Here is a 17,368-nt window from a genome sequence, read left to right on the forward strand (position 1 = left end):
GGTGGAAAAAGAGTCCAAGCAGCATGAGCATGAGCCTTTAGTGCTAAATGCTGAAGAGCAGCAATTCATGAATGGTGTTTTAGACAAAGTAATGAGGCTCCAACTGAAAGAAAAAACACAGCAGCATCTGGAGCTGACAAGCTCGCGCAGGCACAATAAGCTATTCGCTAAAAGGATGCTCGTATACAGGCTTGCCATGCTTGCGCTGCTTATTGGTTCTGGGGTTGTATTTTTCGTAAACGGCTTCTCTATAGGGATTGTTCTATGTATGTCTGTCCTGTGGATGTGCGCCGGGGTGATTCATGAGTATGTGCAGACAATAGAAGATAAAGATGACAATTTAATTAAGAGGTGAACGAGCATGGAAATCCAAATTCAACAGCTATCCAAAAGATTCGGTGAAAAAAAGGCGCTAAACAAAGTGAATTTGCGCATTGGCGAGGGCATGTTCGGCTTGCTTGGTCCCAATGGCGCAGGCAAGACAAGCCTGATGCGGATTCTGACAACGCTGCTGCCCAAAAGCGAAGGGAGCATCCAGATGGCGGGGGTTCCGATTGAAGATAAAATGAAAATCCGCAGCATGGTAGGCTATTTGCCGCAGGATTTCTCGGTATATCCGTCTTTTACGGTATATGAAGCCATGGACTATTTGGCCATTCTTTCAGGGCTTGATGATCGTAAGGCCCGCAAGGAAAAGATCAGGCTGCTGCTGGCCAAAGTGAATCTTGAAGCTCAAATGAAGACGAAGGTGCGCTCGCTGTCAGGGGGAATGAAGCGAAGGCTGGGCATTGCACAGGCCATCATTCACGATCCGCAGGTGCTGATTGTGGATGAGCCTACGGCTGGCTTGGACCCGGAGGAACGAATCCGCTTCCGTAATTTGCTGAGGGATTTTTCCGAGGGGAGAATTGTGATTTTATCTACGCATATTGTGGAGGATATTGAATTTACTTGCGAGAATTTGGCCGTCCTGAAGCAAGGACAGCTGCTGTATGAGGGGAAAGTGAAGGGGCTGCTGCTGCAGGCAGAGGGCCATGTGTGGACAGCGGCTATAGAACGTCAGGAGCTGGAAAGCATTCGTGAGAAGTATGCCATCATTTCCACGGTTTCGGAAGGTGACAGTATCCGGCTCAGATTGCTTGGTTCAGAGCGCCCGTTCAGCCATGCTGAAGCGGTCCGGCCAACGATCGAGGATGCCTACATGAAGCTGATGGGGGAGGCGTGACGATGTTTTTTTCACTAATGGGTAAAGAATTAAAGTATCAGTTTGGCAATCTTACGTTCTATATGTTTCTTGTGGCGGTGATCCTTTTTTATGTAACACAATTTGATCCTCCCGGTTCTATTGCCGATTTAAAGCCGAAAGCAGAAGCTCAGGGTGAAAGGATTTATTACGGGCAGAAGACGATTACGGAGCCGCGTGATGAAATGGTCAAAATGGTCTGGCAATTGGAATGGGATTATCAAGCGGGTGAGATTTCGAAGCCTTTACTATTTATGAACAAGTCCGTCAAGCTGGATGAGCAGCAGTTGGCGGCGATGGAACAAACGCTGGAAACGTTACTGCCAGGCGGTCTGACTTCCGAAATGGCTGAAGATGACTCCAGGATGGAGTTTGCAGTGACGTATGAGAAATACTTGGAGCTGGTTCGCAGTCTCGATAAAAAGCTCGGTGGTTCAACGGCTTATGGCGATAAGCTGCGGCCTTCCATTTTATATAAAGAGAAAACCTATGAGGATGCTGTGCAGGATTACAAGGATCTGCTGGAAAAGGACAGGCTTACAAATGCCGGAGGCAGGCTTTTCGCGGATTATATGGGGATTACGGCCGGATTTTTCCCGGTATTCCTATCTGCTTTTGTGCTGGGGAGAGACAGGCGCACCAGGATGCAGGAGATCATTTACAGTCGAAGCTTTTCCTCCTGGAGGTATGTGCTGCCGAAGTATGCTGCCGTTTGCTTGATCCTTCTACTTGGTTATTTGGCGGTGGCAACGCATGCGGAGTTTTCTTTAACCAAAATTGCCGCTGCGGAGCATCTGGATTTTGCTTATTTTGCCTTCTATAAGTATACATTTGCTTGGCTATTGCCTACCATCATGGTGACTGTGGCACTCGGGATGCTGGTTTCCGTGTTGACGAAATATACCTTGGTGGCGATACCGCTTCAATTTCTGCTCTGGATGAGCACGATGATGCCGCTGGAAGGCGAATACGGCTTGCGTAAATTTGTAATTCGCTACAATACTTTCGGTGGATACGATAATTACGTGCAGTGGAGCTCTGCTATCATGGTCAACCGGATTTTCTATGTGCTGCTTTCGCTTGCGATTATGTGGCTGGTCATATGGATTTGGAACAGAAAGCGGGGGCATGCAGGTGCATCAGCCAAAGCTTAGAGCCAACTTCCCTAAACTTATCTATTACAATGCGAAAATAAGCGGCAGCGTCTATCCGTTCATTGGCTTAGTCTACGTCATCTTGATCTGCTTGATGTTCAACCTCCGCTTTGTCGATTTTAAGGAAATGGCGCAAATTGGGGAGATGTATGTGTCGCTGCTGGGGATTTTTATGCTGCCCCATATCACGATGCCGGAGCAGACAGATTCGGTTCATGAGACGATTTTTCCGCGATCCGTACGTCATGTCTATATGGTGCTGATCCGTATCGTTCTTTCGGTTGGATTACTAGGGATCATGGTTGCTGCGATTGCGCTGCTTGCCTATGGCCAAGGCGGACAGTTTTCCTTTCCCGAAATGGTGGGCGGTGTATGGATTTCTACTGTATTGTTAGGGGCAGTTGGATTAACGATAGCAACCATCACGGGCAATATTGCTGCCGCGTATATCGGTTCATTTATGTACTATGTATTGGAGTTATTTACGAAGGGAAAGTACACAGGGGATTTATACTTATTCAGTTTGCTGGATGGCCGTTTTGAGAGCGGGAAGTTTGTGCTGGCTGTTGTTGCGCTAGTTCTGCTGGCTTTTAATTTGTGGGTGATTTGGCGGCGCAGTTGAAATTTAGTTCTGTTATGGTTTCATTTTGACTTGTAAATAAAGGGATTTTATTGTATGATAACATCCATATGGATGGTTATTAGATGTATATTAGATGTATATTAGATGTTTATTAGATTTTTAACAGATGGTTCTATTAGTTCGTAAAAGGATGTTGAGGGGGAATTAGATGGCTGATACAGAGAAGATCACAATTAATCTAGGTCCCGTTGATTTAGGGCAGGTTGACCTTTTGGTTGATCAAGGTTTTTATTCCAATAGAACTGATTTTATTCGTATTGCTATCCGTAATCAGCTTCAAAACCATTCCCACGAGCTGAAGCAGTACGTTTCAGAAAAATATTTTGTTATTGGCGTTGTGGATTTTAATCGCAGGCGTTTGGAAGAAGCGTTGCAAGCTGGGAAACAAATAGAGGTCAAAATCGTCGGGGCTCTTGTGATTGATGAAGATGCAGATCTCGAATTGGTCAAGAAGGCTTTTGTAAAAGTAAAGGTGTATGGCATGATAAAAGCATCCAATGAAGTGAGAAAGTTTCTTCAGGGATTAAATCAAAGTAAATAGCCTCTAGGTGATGGGAGTGGAACAGATGGTTGATTTTACTGCTTTTTTTGCAGCATTAGGGCAAGAGGAGTTAAATAATTATTATGTTAAGCTGCAAAAGGAATATGATGACTATAAGTCGCAAAAGCTCTCGCTGGATATGTCCAGAGGGAAACCTTGCCCGGAACAGCTGGACATCTCTATGGAGATGCTCGATTTGGTAAAATCCTCTGACAGTTTGCATGCTGCGGATGGCACGGATCTGCGCAATTACGGCGGCCTTGACGGTATTTCCGAGGCGAAGGAGCTATTTGCCCAAATACTGGGCGTTAGCGCGAAAGAAGTTCTAATAGGCGGCAACTCCAGCCTTAACATGATGCATGATACGATTGCCAGAGCTATGCTGCATGGTGTGCCAGGAGGCGGGACTGCCTGGGGTAAGCTGCCAGTCGTTAAATTTCTGTGTCCTAGCCCGGGATACGATAGACATTTTGCCATATGTGAGCTTTTTCAAATTGAGATGATTACGATCAGAATGACTAATGAAGGGCCGGACATGGATGCCGTGGAAAAGCTGGTCAGCGAGGATGATGCGATCAAGGGAATTTGGTGTGTCCCCAAGTACAGCAATCCTGACGGGATCACCTATTCGGATGAGGTTGTAGACAGACTTGCCAGTATGAAGACGAAGGCGGGAGATTTCAGAATCATCTGGGACGATGCTTATACGATTCATCATTTGACAGATCAGCCGGACCCGTTGAAAAATATGATGGATGCTTGCAAAGCTGCAGGCAATCCGGATCGTGTGCTGCAGTTCGCTTCCACCTCGAAGATCACTTTTCCCGGTTCCGGCGTTGCTGTTATGGCCGCGAGTGAGAACAATCTGGCGGCGATTCGCAAGCAGCTTTCGGTTCAGACGATCGGTCCTGATAAGATTAATCAGCTGCGGCACGTCCGATTTTTTCCTGACATGAATGCTGTTCATCATCATATGAAGAAGCACGCTGAACTTATCAAGCCCAAGTTCGATTTGGTGATCAGCCTGCTTGAAGCAGAATTAGGCGATAAGCAAATAGCTTCCTGGCATAAGCCGAACGGAGGATATTTCATCAGCCTTAACACTTTGGATGGCTGTGCGAAAGCCATTGTGGCTATGGCAGCCGGGGCAGGGGTCACCCTAACTAAAGCAGGTGCTACATATCCTTATGGCAAGGACCCGCAGGATCGGAATATTCGGATAGCACCTACCTACCCATCGCTGACAGAATTGAAGACCGCTATTCAGGTGCTGTGCCTTTGCGTGCAGATTGTGAGTCTTGAGAAGGTTATGGGTCAGCAGGGGGAATAAATGATTGATTTTGATTTTTGCGACATGGAGAAACCCGTCTTCTATAAGAGGCGGGTTTCTTGTGGTGTCAATTATTCTTTGTTGTGTCTTTTTAAAATATCTTCTATTTCCTTTGCCCAATGGAGTAGGGATTCATCTTCACCATAGCCAGCAATACACTGAAAACCGAGTGGCATTCCATTAATTTTTGCATTGGGAATACTTATGGTTGGGACGCCAGCGTATGTCCATATTGACGTCATTCCAGCGCGTCCCGTTTCTTTAAATCCTTCGGGAGCGGGTCCAGCCTGTGCAGGAGAAACCCAGAGATCAATTCCTTCTCGAATCATTGAGTCTAATTCAAGTTTAGAGGCTGATACTCTAAACCAAGAAGCGAACGACCAGAAGTTGTTTTATTTGTAAACGATACATGCTACAAAAAGGAAGGGGAATTGCAATGCATATCCGGAAAAAGGTATTTATTTTAGTTTTTGTTACTTTAATGACGGCGTTACTCGGATGCTCTAACAATTCAAATCAGTCAAATGATGCTAAAAAACATAATACTGAAATCCTAGGAATAACAAATGAGATAAGAAAAATAACGTCGTTTCAATTGACTCAAATAACAAAGGATATGACGTACAAAGAAATAATAAATGCATTAGGCAACACCAAGGATATTGGATCTGGAATATCTATTTTTAGATATGAATATGAAAACGGTGAATTCCTTGACATTAAAATTATTGAACATGATCTTGATGCAAAAATTAGTGAAGAAGTCTACCAATACATTCAAAACGTGTTGGAAAATAAGAAGCCATAATTCAAATGAGGCTATAGATTCATCAATCAAAAAAATGGTAGAAGAAATTGGTTTGAAAAAAGGAGCCTTCTCGATAAGAGACAGACTCCTTTCTTTTAAACTATGCTTGAAAACTACCAATGCCTTGCAGCAATGTATACGGTAGCGCTATTATAAAAATTACTATAAGTGCCAAGATCCCAGCTAAAAGAGCTTGGGTCAGTAATGGCGGAGTTAACGGATGGTTGCTGACCATGTTTTTCAGACCATTTACCAGTGTCATTCTGAACCATGAAGTGATAGTCAACCAGATCTGAACTAACATCAACAACTCCGTTATTATTAGTATCAATCCAGCCGACTCGGAAAGCGATACGATGCTCATCGCTATTTATCGTAGCTGTTCTACTGGAAAGAATTCTCCAATTATTCTTTAGATATAATTGGTTGTATTCTCCGTCATCAACGATAAGTCCAGCAGTGTAATTAACGTTAGTAAAGTAACCACTATCATATACATTTGAAACACCATCTCCATCACCTGGGTTCAATGCCCAACTACAATTATTATTAATGATCAAAAATTAAATGTTACAAAAGATAAGTTTGATTGGCGCAGAGAATAGTATCAGCTAACCCTTTCCTCCAAGAGGGAACGCGAACATCCTTAAATAAACTTCTAAGGGAATTTACTGTATTTATCAATTCTCCTTTTGAATGGCTCATAGAGAAACCGAAATAATAGATCAGACAACCGACAACTACGACAATTAAACCAACAATACTCAAGCAACCTATGCTCCGATTTCACTATTGATAGAGGAAGGAAGTATCCTCCAAAGATCAGAATCCGGAAAGGCAGCTTGTAAAGTTTCGGGAGTTGGGGATAGAGGAACGATTTATATTTGTCGATAAGCAGAGGGTTAAGGATTTTGTTCGGGCTCGCTATCAGGCAATGCGAATGATCATTCGGCCAGGCGATCTTGTCTATTTGGATTCTCTAGATAGATTGGGAAGAGATTATGATGGTATCATTAGTGAGTGGAAATTTATCACGCGCGAGATTGATGCAGACATAGTGTGTTTGGACAACGAAACGTTGTTTGATAGCCGTAAGTTTCGAGAAATGGGGGACCTTGGAAAGGTAATGGAAGACTAGCTTTTAAGCTTACTTGCTTACATGGCCGAGAAAGAGAGAACGAAGAACAGACTGCTGCAAGCAGAGGGCATAGAGGTAGCGAAGGCGAGTGGTGTACAATTTGGTCGGCCCAAAAAATTGATAACGGCTGAATTTATTCGTGTTTATTATGAATGGAAATCTGGTTCGATAAAGGCTGTGGACGCAATGAGATTGTTGAATATGAAGGCGCGAACTTTTTATCGGAGAGTGAAGGAATACGAGGAGTCTTTAGCAAATTAATAAGCAGTGTACATGTTGATTCGAAAATATCAACAATTTATTGCCGCGGCCGATCAAATTTGGGATATGAATCTTATTTAGCGTGAGTAATTGAGGGAATATACCGGACAACCCCAAGAAAATGGAAGTATGTTTTATTTAGAGATAGTTTTAGATTTCTGAGGGCACTTTATCGAAGGTAAAGCGGACCATGGTAAAAGGGCTAAATCACCTATACATTAAAATGAAAGGGCGAGAAGGTTGATGAATAATTATGTGCCTTTACTGGCTGCGATTGTATCCATGACTCTTGCTTATTATTATGGTCAACGAACCAAAATAAAAGATAGGGTCATTGATTACTCGAAAGAAAATGTTAAAGATATTTGGAGTCCTTTGTATCATGAACTAAGAGCTATTTTCATTCAAACACTGCCTGAAGAGAAAAAGCAAAGAGAGGATTTGTTAGATAGTTTTTTTAGTAAATATCTTTCCTCTAACACTCAAATATACAAACTTGATGATGAGGAACTGCTGGAAACCTTTTATGACCTTAGTGACAAATACAGAGGCTTTAAAAACACAAGAGATAATAAGCTATGGGAAGAATTTATGCATTCATTTAAAAATGATTTTTATCGAAAGTTAATCGCCATGCGTGGCGCACCGAAAATAACCGCCCGCGGTCGGCGGACGGTTATCGGATTATTGATCGGGTGAGTCAATCATCGTGCGTATTTTGTCCCAATGGGTTTGGCGCATTGTATCCCAATGATATAAATCGACCCATTCCTGAATGCATTTTCCGAATTCATCAACATCTTCAGCTCCGACATAACGAGCCAGTTCTTGTGGACTAATTCTAGCAGGCGACGCCACGTACATCGTACGCAAAACTGCGGATTCCGGCACTGTTGATTCCGGATTGAATTTAAATCCGAAGACGACACAATCCGCACTTTTGTAGTAATTACTGATTCCCATTATTTTAATGCTGGACAGGATCTCGTCGGGGTAACTGAAACTGTGATCGTCACCGCCCTTATAATGACCCCCCAGTTGATTACTGGTCGAGCCATCGCTGAAGGTGAACCACCATGCATTCAAGGTAGCACCCGTACGCGCCTTGACCCCAACAACATGCCCGCGAGCCTTTAGGTCGAACACGCCTCCATATGGGGGTTCGGGGTTTTTAGCGGTTTGAACTCCCATTTGAGGTGTCTGAGTCACACCGTCCGGTCCACCTCCTTGTACATAAGTAACCCGACATCCATCGATTCGATCCCAAGCCCATACTTCAATGTCCGTAATGGGTTTTGTAGGTGGTGAAGGAAGCTTAATTGGTCCGCTGTCATCTGCTGATCCTAAGGCATCGGAATAAATTTCCCGATCCAGGTAAATCTGGGTGGGGTCGGGGTACTGAGTCGGATCATAATACGGCCACGTCGTTTTAAAGTCCAAGACGGTCAAGGTCATTTCCCTGGTAAACCTGTTTACGGTATTGAACGGTTCGACATAGCTTTTGTTGCTGGGAGCTTTCTTTTGTGTTTCCTCTAAAGCAGTAGTATACGTACTATCCGTGTATTTAACATATTCCTCAATGGTTTTAACAATTGTTTCGCGCAGATAACGCTGTATATCTTCGTCCCATCCCCAGTTGGCGCCGTATATGACCCCATCACGCAAGAGGCTTAGATGCAAGTTTGCGAATTGTGCAAATAGGGGAAGCAGCAGTAATTCGTATCCTTTGGATTGAAAATGAGGAAGCTCCTGAATAAAGTGTCCCTGGGCAATGTTGAATTTTTGCGTGATATAGCTCTTATCCGAAGTATTTTGCACGGCCCACAAATACTCGTTTAAATTGTTATGCAACCCCCTAAGACTTTCTTCAACTTGTTGATAGACCAATTCGCTGATTTTCTGATTCACGAGTTGTTCTACTTTTTCCTCGATCTCCGCCCATACATCTTGTTGCGAAGAAGGCCAAAAAATTTCGACAAGAGCGCTTAACGCAAATCCTGCTACCGGTACTTGACTGAGCCCCGTAGAAATGATGACCAGGGCGGCGTTATTGTAATCCATCTCATACTTCAACTGCGCGGTAATAATTTGTTCAGAAGCCTCGTTGACTGACTGAGCCTGAATGACAGATTGTTGATCGGTTGACATCATGCATACCTCACTTTCCAGTTTGAAATTACTTTCTTGAAATGTTGGGTAACATTAGAAAGCTTCATATCACGTTTGAAATCGCCTCCTTCCTATTTTATTATTTCCCTAATCAATTATATCATGGGATATGGAATCGGGTAAATCCTTAGGTTTCGTTGTAATGGACGCGATTTCCAAAAGCCGTGACTCCAGCGGCATTTACGGTATCATGAATTCGCCGTGTCTGGTGAATTTGTGGTTCTGGTATGCTCAGCATTTCATTGATATAATGGGGTTGCAGAGCCCTAAATTAATGGCATTATAAAAGATTAGATCGTGAGGATCGTTATGAACATCAAAGCTGACCATTCCATCGCCAATATCCATTTCACCAACAGCTATTCCTACGGGCTGGAGCACTGCGCATCGGAATGGTATTGGATCCCTGCACCTTTTGCCGATTATGACATTGGTACGTACTGTCAGGCAGTGGACAGCCATGAAGACGTAAGAGGCTTTATTTTTATGCATTAAATAGTGATTGTAATTATTAATCACAAAAAAAGAATGCATTCATTAAAATAGTGAATAATTAAAGCCTTTATAAATAAAACATCCATTATTCAATTTATGCATGTGTATGATTCAGTCCTCATACCGATCCAAGTTCCAAGCGCCCCACCCAGTGCTCCTAATGTAAATAGACGTTTTTCAGGAACCCGCTGACCTCCCTTGCGTGCCTGAGATTTATCGTAGCCCATTAGTGCGAAGCCAATAAGATTTAGCACGGCTATATAGATAATTAGAATATTTATTCAATAATGCACACTCTCCCTTTAGTTTTATGAATTAATGCGACTTTTTCTCTTTCTTAAAAGATTCCTACAGAGATTAAAATTACGAAAGTCTGAATTTTCTCAATATGTAAAAAATGAGAAAATATCACTTTTCCTCCACCTGCGATACGTACCAATCCGAATAATAGTTACCTCCAGGGTGAAAAACTGTGAAGTTCTATGGGGAAGTTACTCAGAGTAATGCTCTCTTGGATCTCGAAGTGATTCTGGATGTCATGAACAATCAATTTAGCATCAGGATCCAGATAACTGTTGCGATCAATCGAACTGATTATAGAAAAACTGTTTATTCCCCCAACGCTGCGGCTGAACTGTTGAATGGTTGAAAATAGATTACCCACCAGCGTCCACACCTAATATTTCGATTCTGACCTTCTTCTTGCTCAGATCACTCGGAACATAAAGCCGCGGGGCAAGATGGAAAACGTATTCGTTGGGAGTTGGTAGTCGTTTCTTGACAACATCCTTAATAAGTGATAATGACAGTTATTGGACAAAACGTTTGAAGTGCTTTCTTTCATATATATCATAGCTACTTCCTCAACGCTTTGTGAAGATTTAAAATGGCTCATGATAGATGTTCGAGGTGGCAACAAGTAAGGCAAGAATATCTAAAACTTAACAGCTTAATCTACCATGAATTCAAATGGCAGCAATTTCTCATGAAAAAACCTTTCTGGTTAAAAGGTTACTATGGGATCATGCGGTTTTTGCTTGAAATAACAAAGGGAACAACAGTATTTATGCTATTCATAGTTTATCTTATTTTTCTTTTTGAAAAAGTAGGCAAGAGCACCATGTTTATTCCATTAGGCAGTTTTAGAGATAGCTTGTGGCTTTTGGGATATGCTGTTTTTATTACTATGTGTGTATATCTATTAATATAAAATATATTGAATTAACGTCAGGTAAGCAACACTTTTTGAGAAAGCTATGGAGGAAAGTGCCGGGTAAACGCTCCAAGCGACTAAAACAAGCTAAGAATATAGAAAATTTACCGAAAATGTATGAAAAAAGGGACATTTGATGTAATGATTATAGAATTTGCTTCCCCCAGTTCGCCAGTCAGGAAGTTCAAGCGAATAACCAGGACTAAGGCGCTAAAGCACCTAAGACCTGGTAGATTCCATTGAACTTCTTATCCTCCTTTGCTGACGAAGTTTTAATAACCATATACCTTACTTTCAAGAGCATTCAACCAGGATGCTCTTTTTTTCTTGCCATTTTAGATAGGACTAATAAATGAGCAGGTCATGGGGCCAGATCAAGAACCAGATCAAGAGCCGGTCAAGAACAAGAGCAAGAGCAAGTCGGTCCAATTCGCAATTGTTGTCCGTCTGCAGCGTTTCGCACATGGTATAGGTTCTATTCGGATGCAAGCTGTAACCACCGATTGCCCACTTCATTTGGGATGCGGTTGCACCTGAATCAGTGTGGTTCTTCACGACCTTAGTTTCAAGGAACGAAAAATTATAGGCAGGAGAGTAATTGTACATGGTTCCCCTCTTGGTGCTGACAGCGCATGTTTGCCCTGATTGGAGACCTCCAGTCTTGACTGCAAGACCGCCTTTAATGGCAATACCCAAAAGGTCTCCAGTAGCAGGATCGAAGAACGTACCGTTTACGCCGTACTTGCCTGAGTTTGGAACAGAACCTGCAATATTTTCAACGGACACGCAGTCAATATCGGCTTTAATAAGCATAACCACTTTACCGTTGTAAGTAGTTTGAAAATGACTAGCAACTGACATAGTTTTTTCCTCCAATTTATAGCGTGGCAACACGCATTATTTTAGGTTGTGAGGTGTCCCCGTTTGGAATGACCTGCTCGGTGTATTCCTCCACCGGAAACCTCCATACCAAGTAGTCAATGATGGTGTATCAGAGAATGGTACTGATCAAATGGATACCAAACAGTAACTTAAATAGCAACTTTTATTTATATTTCCAAATTATTTTGAACGAGTCTGATGGGAATACAGCAGTAAGAGCTATTCCCAAAGCTCTTATCTCTGTTCAGCCGCTCATTAATAAGGGAAAATTTAGACCGATAAATACAACACGTTTATCGAAATAAATTTTTAACTATACTGGGGGTACCGCCAACATTTTAACGAAAATATACGCTAAGCCTTCGGATGTACCCGGCTAAGCGTTTTTTCTTACTCTAAGCCAAATAGTCCGGGCTATATCACCCGGACCACCAATCATTCAACTTCCTGTTGTTTCAGCGGTCGTAATGAATTGAGAGACGTATTCTGCTTGAAGTTGAATTTGTATTCGCCTAGAAAATTGATGTGTTCCCATCCAAGGGGGGAAATGTGATTTAGCAGTTCTTCCTGAAGCTTACCTTGATTTTTGCGGTGCTCAGTTGCTTGTTGGAGATAGATGGTATTCCAAACGCTAATAGCATTGATGATAATGTTCAACGCACTTGCCCGTTGGAGCTGATCTTGTAGGGCACGTTCCCGCAGCTCGCCATGTTTGCCGAAGAAGATCGCTCTGGCCAATGCATTCATAGCTTCTCCTTTATTCAACCCTCGATGAATTTTTCTCCGCAGCGCCTCGCTCGAAAGTTAATCCAAGATGAAGATCGTTTTCTCGATACGCCCCATTTCTCGCAGCGCGGTAGCAAGCCTATTTTGTCTTGCATAGGAGCCGATTTTCCCCATAATGAGTGATGCCGAAACGGTTCCTTCCCGGATGGAGTGAGCCAGACGGAGAACATCGTCGTAGTTCTCTTGAATGATATTGATATTAATCTGCCCGCGAAGCAGCTTCTCCAATTTAGGGAAATTAGAAGGTTTTCCGATAGCGTAGAGCTTGGAATCAGCCAAGTCGCGGCGCAAAGAGAAATCCAAGCAAATGCGTTAAACCAAAGACTTGATCGGTGTAACCGGCTGTATCCGTATAATGCTCCTCGATGGACAAGTCCGTTTCGTGGTGGAGCAAACCGTCGATGACATGTACGGCATCCCGAGCGTTTGTATTGATGACTTTCGTGTAGAACGTGGAAAACTGGTCGCTTACGAAGCGATATATCGTTGCTCCTTTTCCAGTCCCGTAGTGAGGATTCGCATCTGCGTGAAGTGACGATACACCGATCTGGACGCGCATTCCATCAGAAGAGGAAGTAGTGCCGTTCCCCCAATATGAAGGTAGAGCCAGCTTATGATGAAAATTAACAAGAACAGCTTGTGCTTTATTCATCGCGTGTTTTGAAAACACTTAATGACCGCTAATCTTTCTTAGCGGTCATTAAGGCGGGATTACAGGCAGATTAACGCGGAAAATGAGTAATAAATTGTGGGAAGGAGAACTTATATTATTGACTTACACACAGCATCTCTGATGTAACCCGATTCTGCTTGACGTGAAATTTAACCCGTGATATTATCTAACTAAGTTAGATAAAGATAACATCGTTAAATTTGTTTGTGAATAAAGCAGTTCAAAGGAGAGAAACTATTATGCACGAGCAAGCAGCAGCTAAACCGGATACATTCTCACTAAAAGCGATATTGCCTACTTTATTAGCCATCGCAATTGGGATGTTTGTCGTCATGTTGGACGGAACGATTATGAACGTAGCTATTCCTAAGTTGGTCAATGAATTCGATACGAGTTTACAGCACATTCAGTGGGTTATCACCTGCTATACATTAGCATTGTCCGCCGTCATTCCGTTAGCAGGGTGGTTCTCGGATCGGTTCTCGGCGAAGAGAATGTTCTTATTTAGTATCGTTATGTTCGTCATTGGCTCAGTCTTATGTTCTCTTGCACAGACTGCGGACCAACTTATCGTATTCCGTATTATTCAAGGGCTTGGTGGAGGTATGGTCGCCCCGATCGGTATCGCTATGACGTTCACGCTAGCCCCTCCGGAGAAACGCGGCGCCATTATGGGTGTCATGGGGGCGCCGATGCTTCTCGCGCCAATCTTAGGACCGGTCTTGTCGGGTTGGCTCATCGATTACGTCAATTGGCAGTGGATCTTCCTCATTAACGTTCCGGTCGGAATCATTGCTTTCGTGATGGGAAGAAAATATCTTCGTCCGTCGAATCCATCCAAACAAATGAAGCTGGACATAAAAGGGGCTCTTCTAGCGCCGATTGCCTTCGGTTCTCTCGTGTTCGCCGTCCATGAGGGAGGAACGAATGGATGGGGCTCTGTAGTAACAATATCGACGCTTGTAATCGGTTTAATAGCGCTGATACTATTTATTTTTGTAGAGCTGAAGCAAAAACAACCATTGTTAGAGTTAAGGGCATTTCGTTCAGGAAGTTTTACGCTGGGCATTACTTTGTCTTGGGTAAACATGGTGGCTTTGTTCGGCTCGATATTGTTATTTTCGCTGTATTTACAACAGGTCAAGGGATTATCAGCATTCGATGCGGGGTTAATGGTCATTCCTCAAGCCATTCTCTCTACAATTGGCATTATTGTCGGCGGCAAATTGTTCGACAAGTTCGGCATTCGGCCTGTTGCGATTATCGGTGTAGCTTCTACGGCCTGCTCCCTGTTCGCGATGACGCAAATTGGTGCAAATACGAGTACGGTTTATATCGTCGCATGTCTCGCCTTCTTAGGTCTAGGTCAAGGGTTAACGATGATGCAAATGAATACTCACGTGTTGAATTCTGCTCCCAAGGATCTCGTTAGCCGAGTAACTCCGATTACGTCATCCGCCCAGCAGATCGTCGTTTCCTTCGGTATCACGATCGTTATGGCCATGCTGACTAATCAACTGAGCCTTAACGATCATACTTTGCCCGGTATGGCCCAAGCGTTCTCCCATACGTTCTTCGTTACTTTAGGATTAGCCATTGTCGGGTTGCTGTTAACTTTGTTCATTCCTAATCGAAAAACAGGAAAATGAGAGCAGAATAAAACAGATCTTAGACTGACGAGTACGAGTTGCTTTGCGACGTAGTCTGTTGATTAGCGTTTGCCCAGAATTTCTAATATTACAGCAGTAAGCCTGAACATTATTTTCCATGGCTACTGCTGTTTCGTATCATATACTATATGTATCTAGTATTGAAGTGGTAATCAGCCTGTTAATTAGCGAACCGCTGTCTAAATAAGCTATAATGTAGTGATTCGCGATCTTATTATTGATACATTGGAGATGATAGAAATGAGGAAGAGGAGACCCCACATATCCGAGGAGAAGATTATGGAAGCTTCTTGGAAAATATTGGGTGTTCAAAGTATCGATCAATTCACAATGCGGGGCTTGGCTAAGGAATTGAATATTCAGGCTCCGACCATATATTGGTACTTTGATAACAAGCAATTGCTGTTTCAGGCACTCGCCAACAATGTAGCCCGCGACATTATTCCTCAACTCCCGAGCGAAGGGACATGGAGCGAACAATTGCTGCAGAGTGCATGGACAATCCGACGAAAGTTGAAACAATTCGCTTGTTCAGCGCAATTGCTGATGAAGACAATACCGGAATCTGATTTTAAGCAGCTAATAAATTGCTTGCTGCGGATGATCGAACCAACGCCGTTGTCAGCAAAGCAGAAGATCAGCTATACCTATCATGTATTCAATTTCGTGGTCAATTTTGCGGTGGACGAATATGAACGGAGTGCGCTGGCCTCTTTGATGGATAGCCAGGAGAATAAATTGTCAAAGGATCTTTCAGATTCCCCGTTATTTCAACAATATGAAGACCAAAACTTTTATATCGATTCTGAGCAATTGTTTGAATCGGGAATACAATTGCTGCTAATTGGAATTGAGTGTAAAGTAAACGAAACGATACAAGATAAGGAATAGTAAAATAATCAACCCTAAGGAACGTTTTAACCATTTTAGTTATCTTTCTTGTTGGCCTTCTTTATGAATACAGATTTATTAGAAGCAGAAAATGTATATTTCATGCAACTTCCCCCCCTGATCAATTATACTGTGCCTATTTTCTCAACAGCTCAGGAATAACTTCATCCAGATACTCTTTAAAATTAATCCTTATAATTTTATGTGTACCCCTACTGGAGCCTGCTCACTCTGATGAGATTATGGATAGGGTAAGCCTTGGAGATACTTTTCCAAGGCTTTTTCCCGATGATTCAGCCCTCAGAAAAGAGGGGGATTTTTCACTGGCCCTTCGCATTCACAATAGTTCAATCAAAACGCTGTGCATTCGTAAATTCAAAGATTAAGACAATTGGATCCCCCAGCTCGTTCAGTCGGGAAGCCAAAGCCACTCACCAGATCTAAAGCTTAGCGCTTTAGATCTGGTTGATTCCATTGGACTTCTATTCCTCCTTTGCTCCGAAGTAAACCAAAAACTCAAAAGAACCCCTTAATAATTTCACATCAATCGATTATGTACTTCTCCCTACTGCAGGCATTCTTCCTAAAACCCTCACATACGGTTGGAGCCCCTCATTGCTTTTTTTTAGAGATATAAGCCTTAACCATGCCAATTATGAATGAAAATACCATTCAAATAGTCTTCAAATCGTTTTAGTGAGCCAATTCAGAGAAGTCAAAACCCAGTCTTAAAAGAAAAAAGCGAGACCCAGGTCAAGGACAAGGTCAAAAACGCCAGTTCAATTCGCAGTTATATTTGCCTGGAGCAACTCCGCCTCTGTGCTTTTCGACGAGCTACAAAATATGGTTCCCGTGATCGGTATTCTTGCATAACTTGGTTTGTATCCGACGACCCCACAATAAGAAGCAGGGGCGATAACAGAACGTAAAGTTTGGGTGCCAATCGCTAAAGGACATATACCAGCTGCCACGGACGCAGCGGACCCTGCACTAGAGCCACCTGGGGAATGGTTTATATTGTGAGGGTTACGGGTTGGGATGACACCTTGATAAGCAAATTCTTCAGTTGCGGTTTTACCCGCTATAAGCGCACCTTGTGCGCGAAGATCTGAGACAATGGAGGCTTCTTCGCCAGTTATTATTTGCGGAGGAAGGTTGGAGCCAGCACGAGTTAAAAAACCCGAAACATGAATCAGATCTTTTATTCCAACAGGAATTCCATATAATGGCGGTCTATCTTTAGGGTTAGGGTATGTTGATTTAACTTTTACCGCCTCTTGATTCAATCGACTTCTTAAATCATCTTGAGCAACAAATGCTTGTATGATGGGTTCAATTTGTTCTAACCTCTCTAAATATTTTTCTATATATTCATGCAGTTCGATCTTTCCACTGCGTAATAAATCCGAATCTTCAACAAGCGATGAACGATTTAGGTACATTTTATTCCTCCCTGACATTAAATAGTAAT

At 42.8% G+C, this 17,368-nt stretch carries 18 protein-coding genes and 2 pseudogenes; 13 read left to right on the plus strand and 7 right to left on the minus strand.

All coding sequences use genetic code 11. The annotated features are described in order from the left end of the window. The first annotated feature begins 1 nt into the window (after position 1). From J2Z66_RS37015 to J2Z66_RS37040, 6 genes are all read left to right on the plus strand, one after another. Complete coding sequence (locus J2Z66_RS37015; RefSeq protein WP_209978122.1) at positions 2-355, plus strand: hypothetical protein; 354 nt, start codon at positions 2-4, stop codon at positions 353-355. Positions 356-361: 6 nt separating this feature from the next. Next, positions 362-1,225 carry an ABC transporter ATP-binding protein gene (locus tag J2Z66_RS37020; RefSeq protein WP_209978124.1) on the plus strand — a complete coding sequence of 288 codons (864 nt, stop codon included), beginning with the start codon at positions 362-364 and terminating at the stop codon, positions 1,223-1,225. A gap of 2 nt (positions 1,226-1,227) precedes the next feature. Then, positions 1,228-2,397, plus strand: a complete 1,170-nt coding sequence (locus J2Z66_RS37025; protein ID WP_209978126.1) for an ABC transporter permease — start codon at positions 1,228-1,230, stop codon at positions 2,395-2,397. Continuing rightward, positions 2,378-3,019 (plus strand): hypothetical protein, encoded by a 642-nt coding sequence (locus J2Z66_RS37030; RefSeq protein ID WP_209978128.1) that lies wholly within the window; start codon positions 2,378-2,380, stop codon positions 3,017-3,019. The genes J2Z66_RS37025 and J2Z66_RS37030 overlap by 20 nt, the downstream gene beginning before the upstream one ends. Before the next feature lie 169 nt (positions 3,020-3,188). After that, on the plus strand, positions 3,189-3,581 hold the full coding sequence (locus J2Z66_RS37035) for a ribbon-helix-helix domain-containing protein (RefSeq protein WP_209978130.1): 393 nt from the start codon (positions 3,189-3,191) through the stop codon (positions 3,579-3,581). A gap of 25 nt (positions 3,582-3,606) precedes the next feature. Further along, positions 3,607-4,911, plus strand: a complete 1,305-nt coding sequence (locus tag J2Z66_RS37040; protein WP_209978132.1) for an aspartate aminotransferase type Ic — start codon at positions 3,607-3,609, stop codon at positions 4,909-4,911. Between the two features lie 71 nt (positions 4,912-4,982). Here the strand turns inward: J2Z66_RS37040 and J2Z66_RS37045 are convergent, their stop codons facing one another. Further along, positions 4,983-5,240 carry an amidase family protein gene (locus tag J2Z66_RS37045; RefSeq protein WP_209978134.1) on the minus strand — a complete coding sequence of 86 codons (258 nt, stop codon included), beginning with the start codon at positions 5,238-5,240 and terminating at the stop codon, positions 4,983-4,985. A 107-nt stretch (positions 5,241-5,347) separates the two neighbouring features. On the opposite strand from J2Z66_RS37045, the gene J2Z66_RS37050 reads away from it, so the two are divergent. Further along, positions 5,348-5,719, plus strand: coding sequence for a hypothetical protein (locus J2Z66_RS37050; RefSeq protein WP_209978137.1), 372 nt, complete (start codon positions 5,348-5,350; stop codon positions 5,717-5,719). 113 nt (positions 5,720-5,832) lie between these two features. Here J2Z66_RS37050 and J2Z66_RS37055 read toward each other — a convergent pair whose 3' ends face one another. Continuing rightward, the gene (locus J2Z66_RS37055; protein ID WP_209978138.1) at positions 5,833-6,249 is read right to left on the minus strand and encodes a hypothetical protein; all 417 of its coding nucleotides are present in this window, start codon (positions 6,247-6,249) and stop codon (positions 5,833-5,835) included. 18 nt (positions 6,250-6,267) lie between these two features. Between J2Z66_RS37055 and J2Z66_RS44235 the strand changes: the two genes are divergently transcribed. The 3 genes and pseudogenes from J2Z66_RS44235 to J2Z66_RS37070 all read left to right on the plus strand — a co-directional run bounded on the left by J2Z66_RS44235 (position 6,268) and on the right by J2Z66_RS37070 (position 7,817). Continuing rightward, positions 6,268-6,324 carry a hypothetical protein gene (locus J2Z66_RS44235; RefSeq protein WP_376774546.1) on the plus strand — a complete coding sequence of 19 codons (57 nt, stop codon included), beginning with the start codon at positions 6,268-6,270 and terminating at the stop codon, positions 6,322-6,324. 203 nt (positions 6,325-6,527) lie between these two features. Beyond that, positions 6,528-7,118: pseudogene (locus J2Z66_RS37065) on the plus strand (recombinase family protein); the annotation flags it as partial. Between the two features lie 243 nt (positions 7,119-7,361). Further along, positions 7,362-7,817, plus strand: a complete 456-nt coding sequence (locus tag J2Z66_RS37070; protein WP_209978139.1) for a hypothetical protein — start codon at positions 7,362-7,364, stop codon at positions 7,815-7,817. On the opposite strand, the gene J2Z66_RS37075 is transcribed toward J2Z66_RS37070, so the two are convergent. Further along, positions 7,803-9,269, minus strand: a complete 1,467-nt coding sequence (locus J2Z66_RS37075) for an insecticidal delta-endotoxin domain-containing protein (protein WP_209978140.1) — start codon at positions 9,267-9,269, stop codon at positions 7,803-7,805. The two genes, J2Z66_RS37070 and J2Z66_RS37075, sit on opposite strands and share 15 nt — an antisense overlap. Before the next feature lie 327 nt (positions 9,270-9,596). On the opposite strand from J2Z66_RS37075, the gene J2Z66_RS37080 reads away from it, so the two are divergent. Further along, on the plus strand, positions 9,597-9,782 hold the full coding sequence (locus J2Z66_RS37080) for a hypothetical protein (RefSeq protein ID WP_209978141.1): 186 nt from the start codon (positions 9,597-9,599) through the stop codon (positions 9,780-9,782). Positions 9,783-9,871: 89 nt separating this feature from the next. Here the strand turns inward: J2Z66_RS37080 and J2Z66_RS37085 are convergent, their stop codons facing one another. From J2Z66_RS37085 to J2Z66_RS37095, 3 genes and pseudogenes are all read right to left on the minus strand, one after another. Then, a complete protein-coding gene (locus J2Z66_RS37085; RefSeq protein WP_312894969.1) occupies positions 9,872-10,036 on the minus strand; it encodes a DUF1294 domain-containing protein in 165 nt (54 codons plus the stop codon). Between the two features lie 1,304 nt (positions 10,037-11,340). Beyond that, complete coding sequence (locus J2Z66_RS37090) at positions 11,341-11,856, minus strand: hypothetical protein (RefSeq protein WP_209978142.1); 516 nt, start codon at positions 11,854-11,856, stop codon at positions 11,341-11,343. A gap of 456 nt (positions 11,857-12,312) precedes the next feature. Next, positions 12,313-13,318: pseudogene (locus tag J2Z66_RS37095) on the minus strand (Tn3 family transposase); the annotation flags it as partial. Between the two features lie 257 nt (positions 13,319-13,575). On the opposite strand from J2Z66_RS37095, the gene J2Z66_RS37100 reads away from it, so the two are divergent. Beyond that, positions 13,576-14,985, plus strand: a complete 1,410-nt coding sequence (locus J2Z66_RS37100) for an MDR family MFS transporter (protein ID WP_209978144.1) — start codon at positions 13,576-13,578, stop codon at positions 14,983-14,985. A gap of 300 nt (positions 14,986-15,285) precedes the next feature. Then, entirely contained in the window at positions 15,286-15,897 is a 612-nt protein-coding gene (locus J2Z66_RS37105) for a TetR/AcrR family transcriptional regulator (protein WP_245376131.1), read from the plus strand. 779 nt (positions 15,898-16,676) lie between these two features. On the opposite strand, the gene J2Z66_RS37110 is transcribed toward J2Z66_RS37105, so the two are convergent. Continuing rightward, positions 16,677-17,339 carry an amidase family protein gene (locus tag J2Z66_RS37110; RefSeq protein WP_209978147.1) on the minus strand — a complete coding sequence of 221 codons (663 nt, stop codon included), beginning with the start codon at positions 17,337-17,339 and terminating at the stop codon, positions 16,677-16,679. Positions 17,340-17,368: the final 29 nt, after the last annotated feature.

The organism is Paenibacillus eucommiae, assembly GCF_017874215.1.
GTDB classification, from domain to species: Bacteria; Bacillota; Bacilli; order Paenibacillales; family NBRC-103111; genus Paenibacillus_AI; species Paenibacillus_AI eucommiae.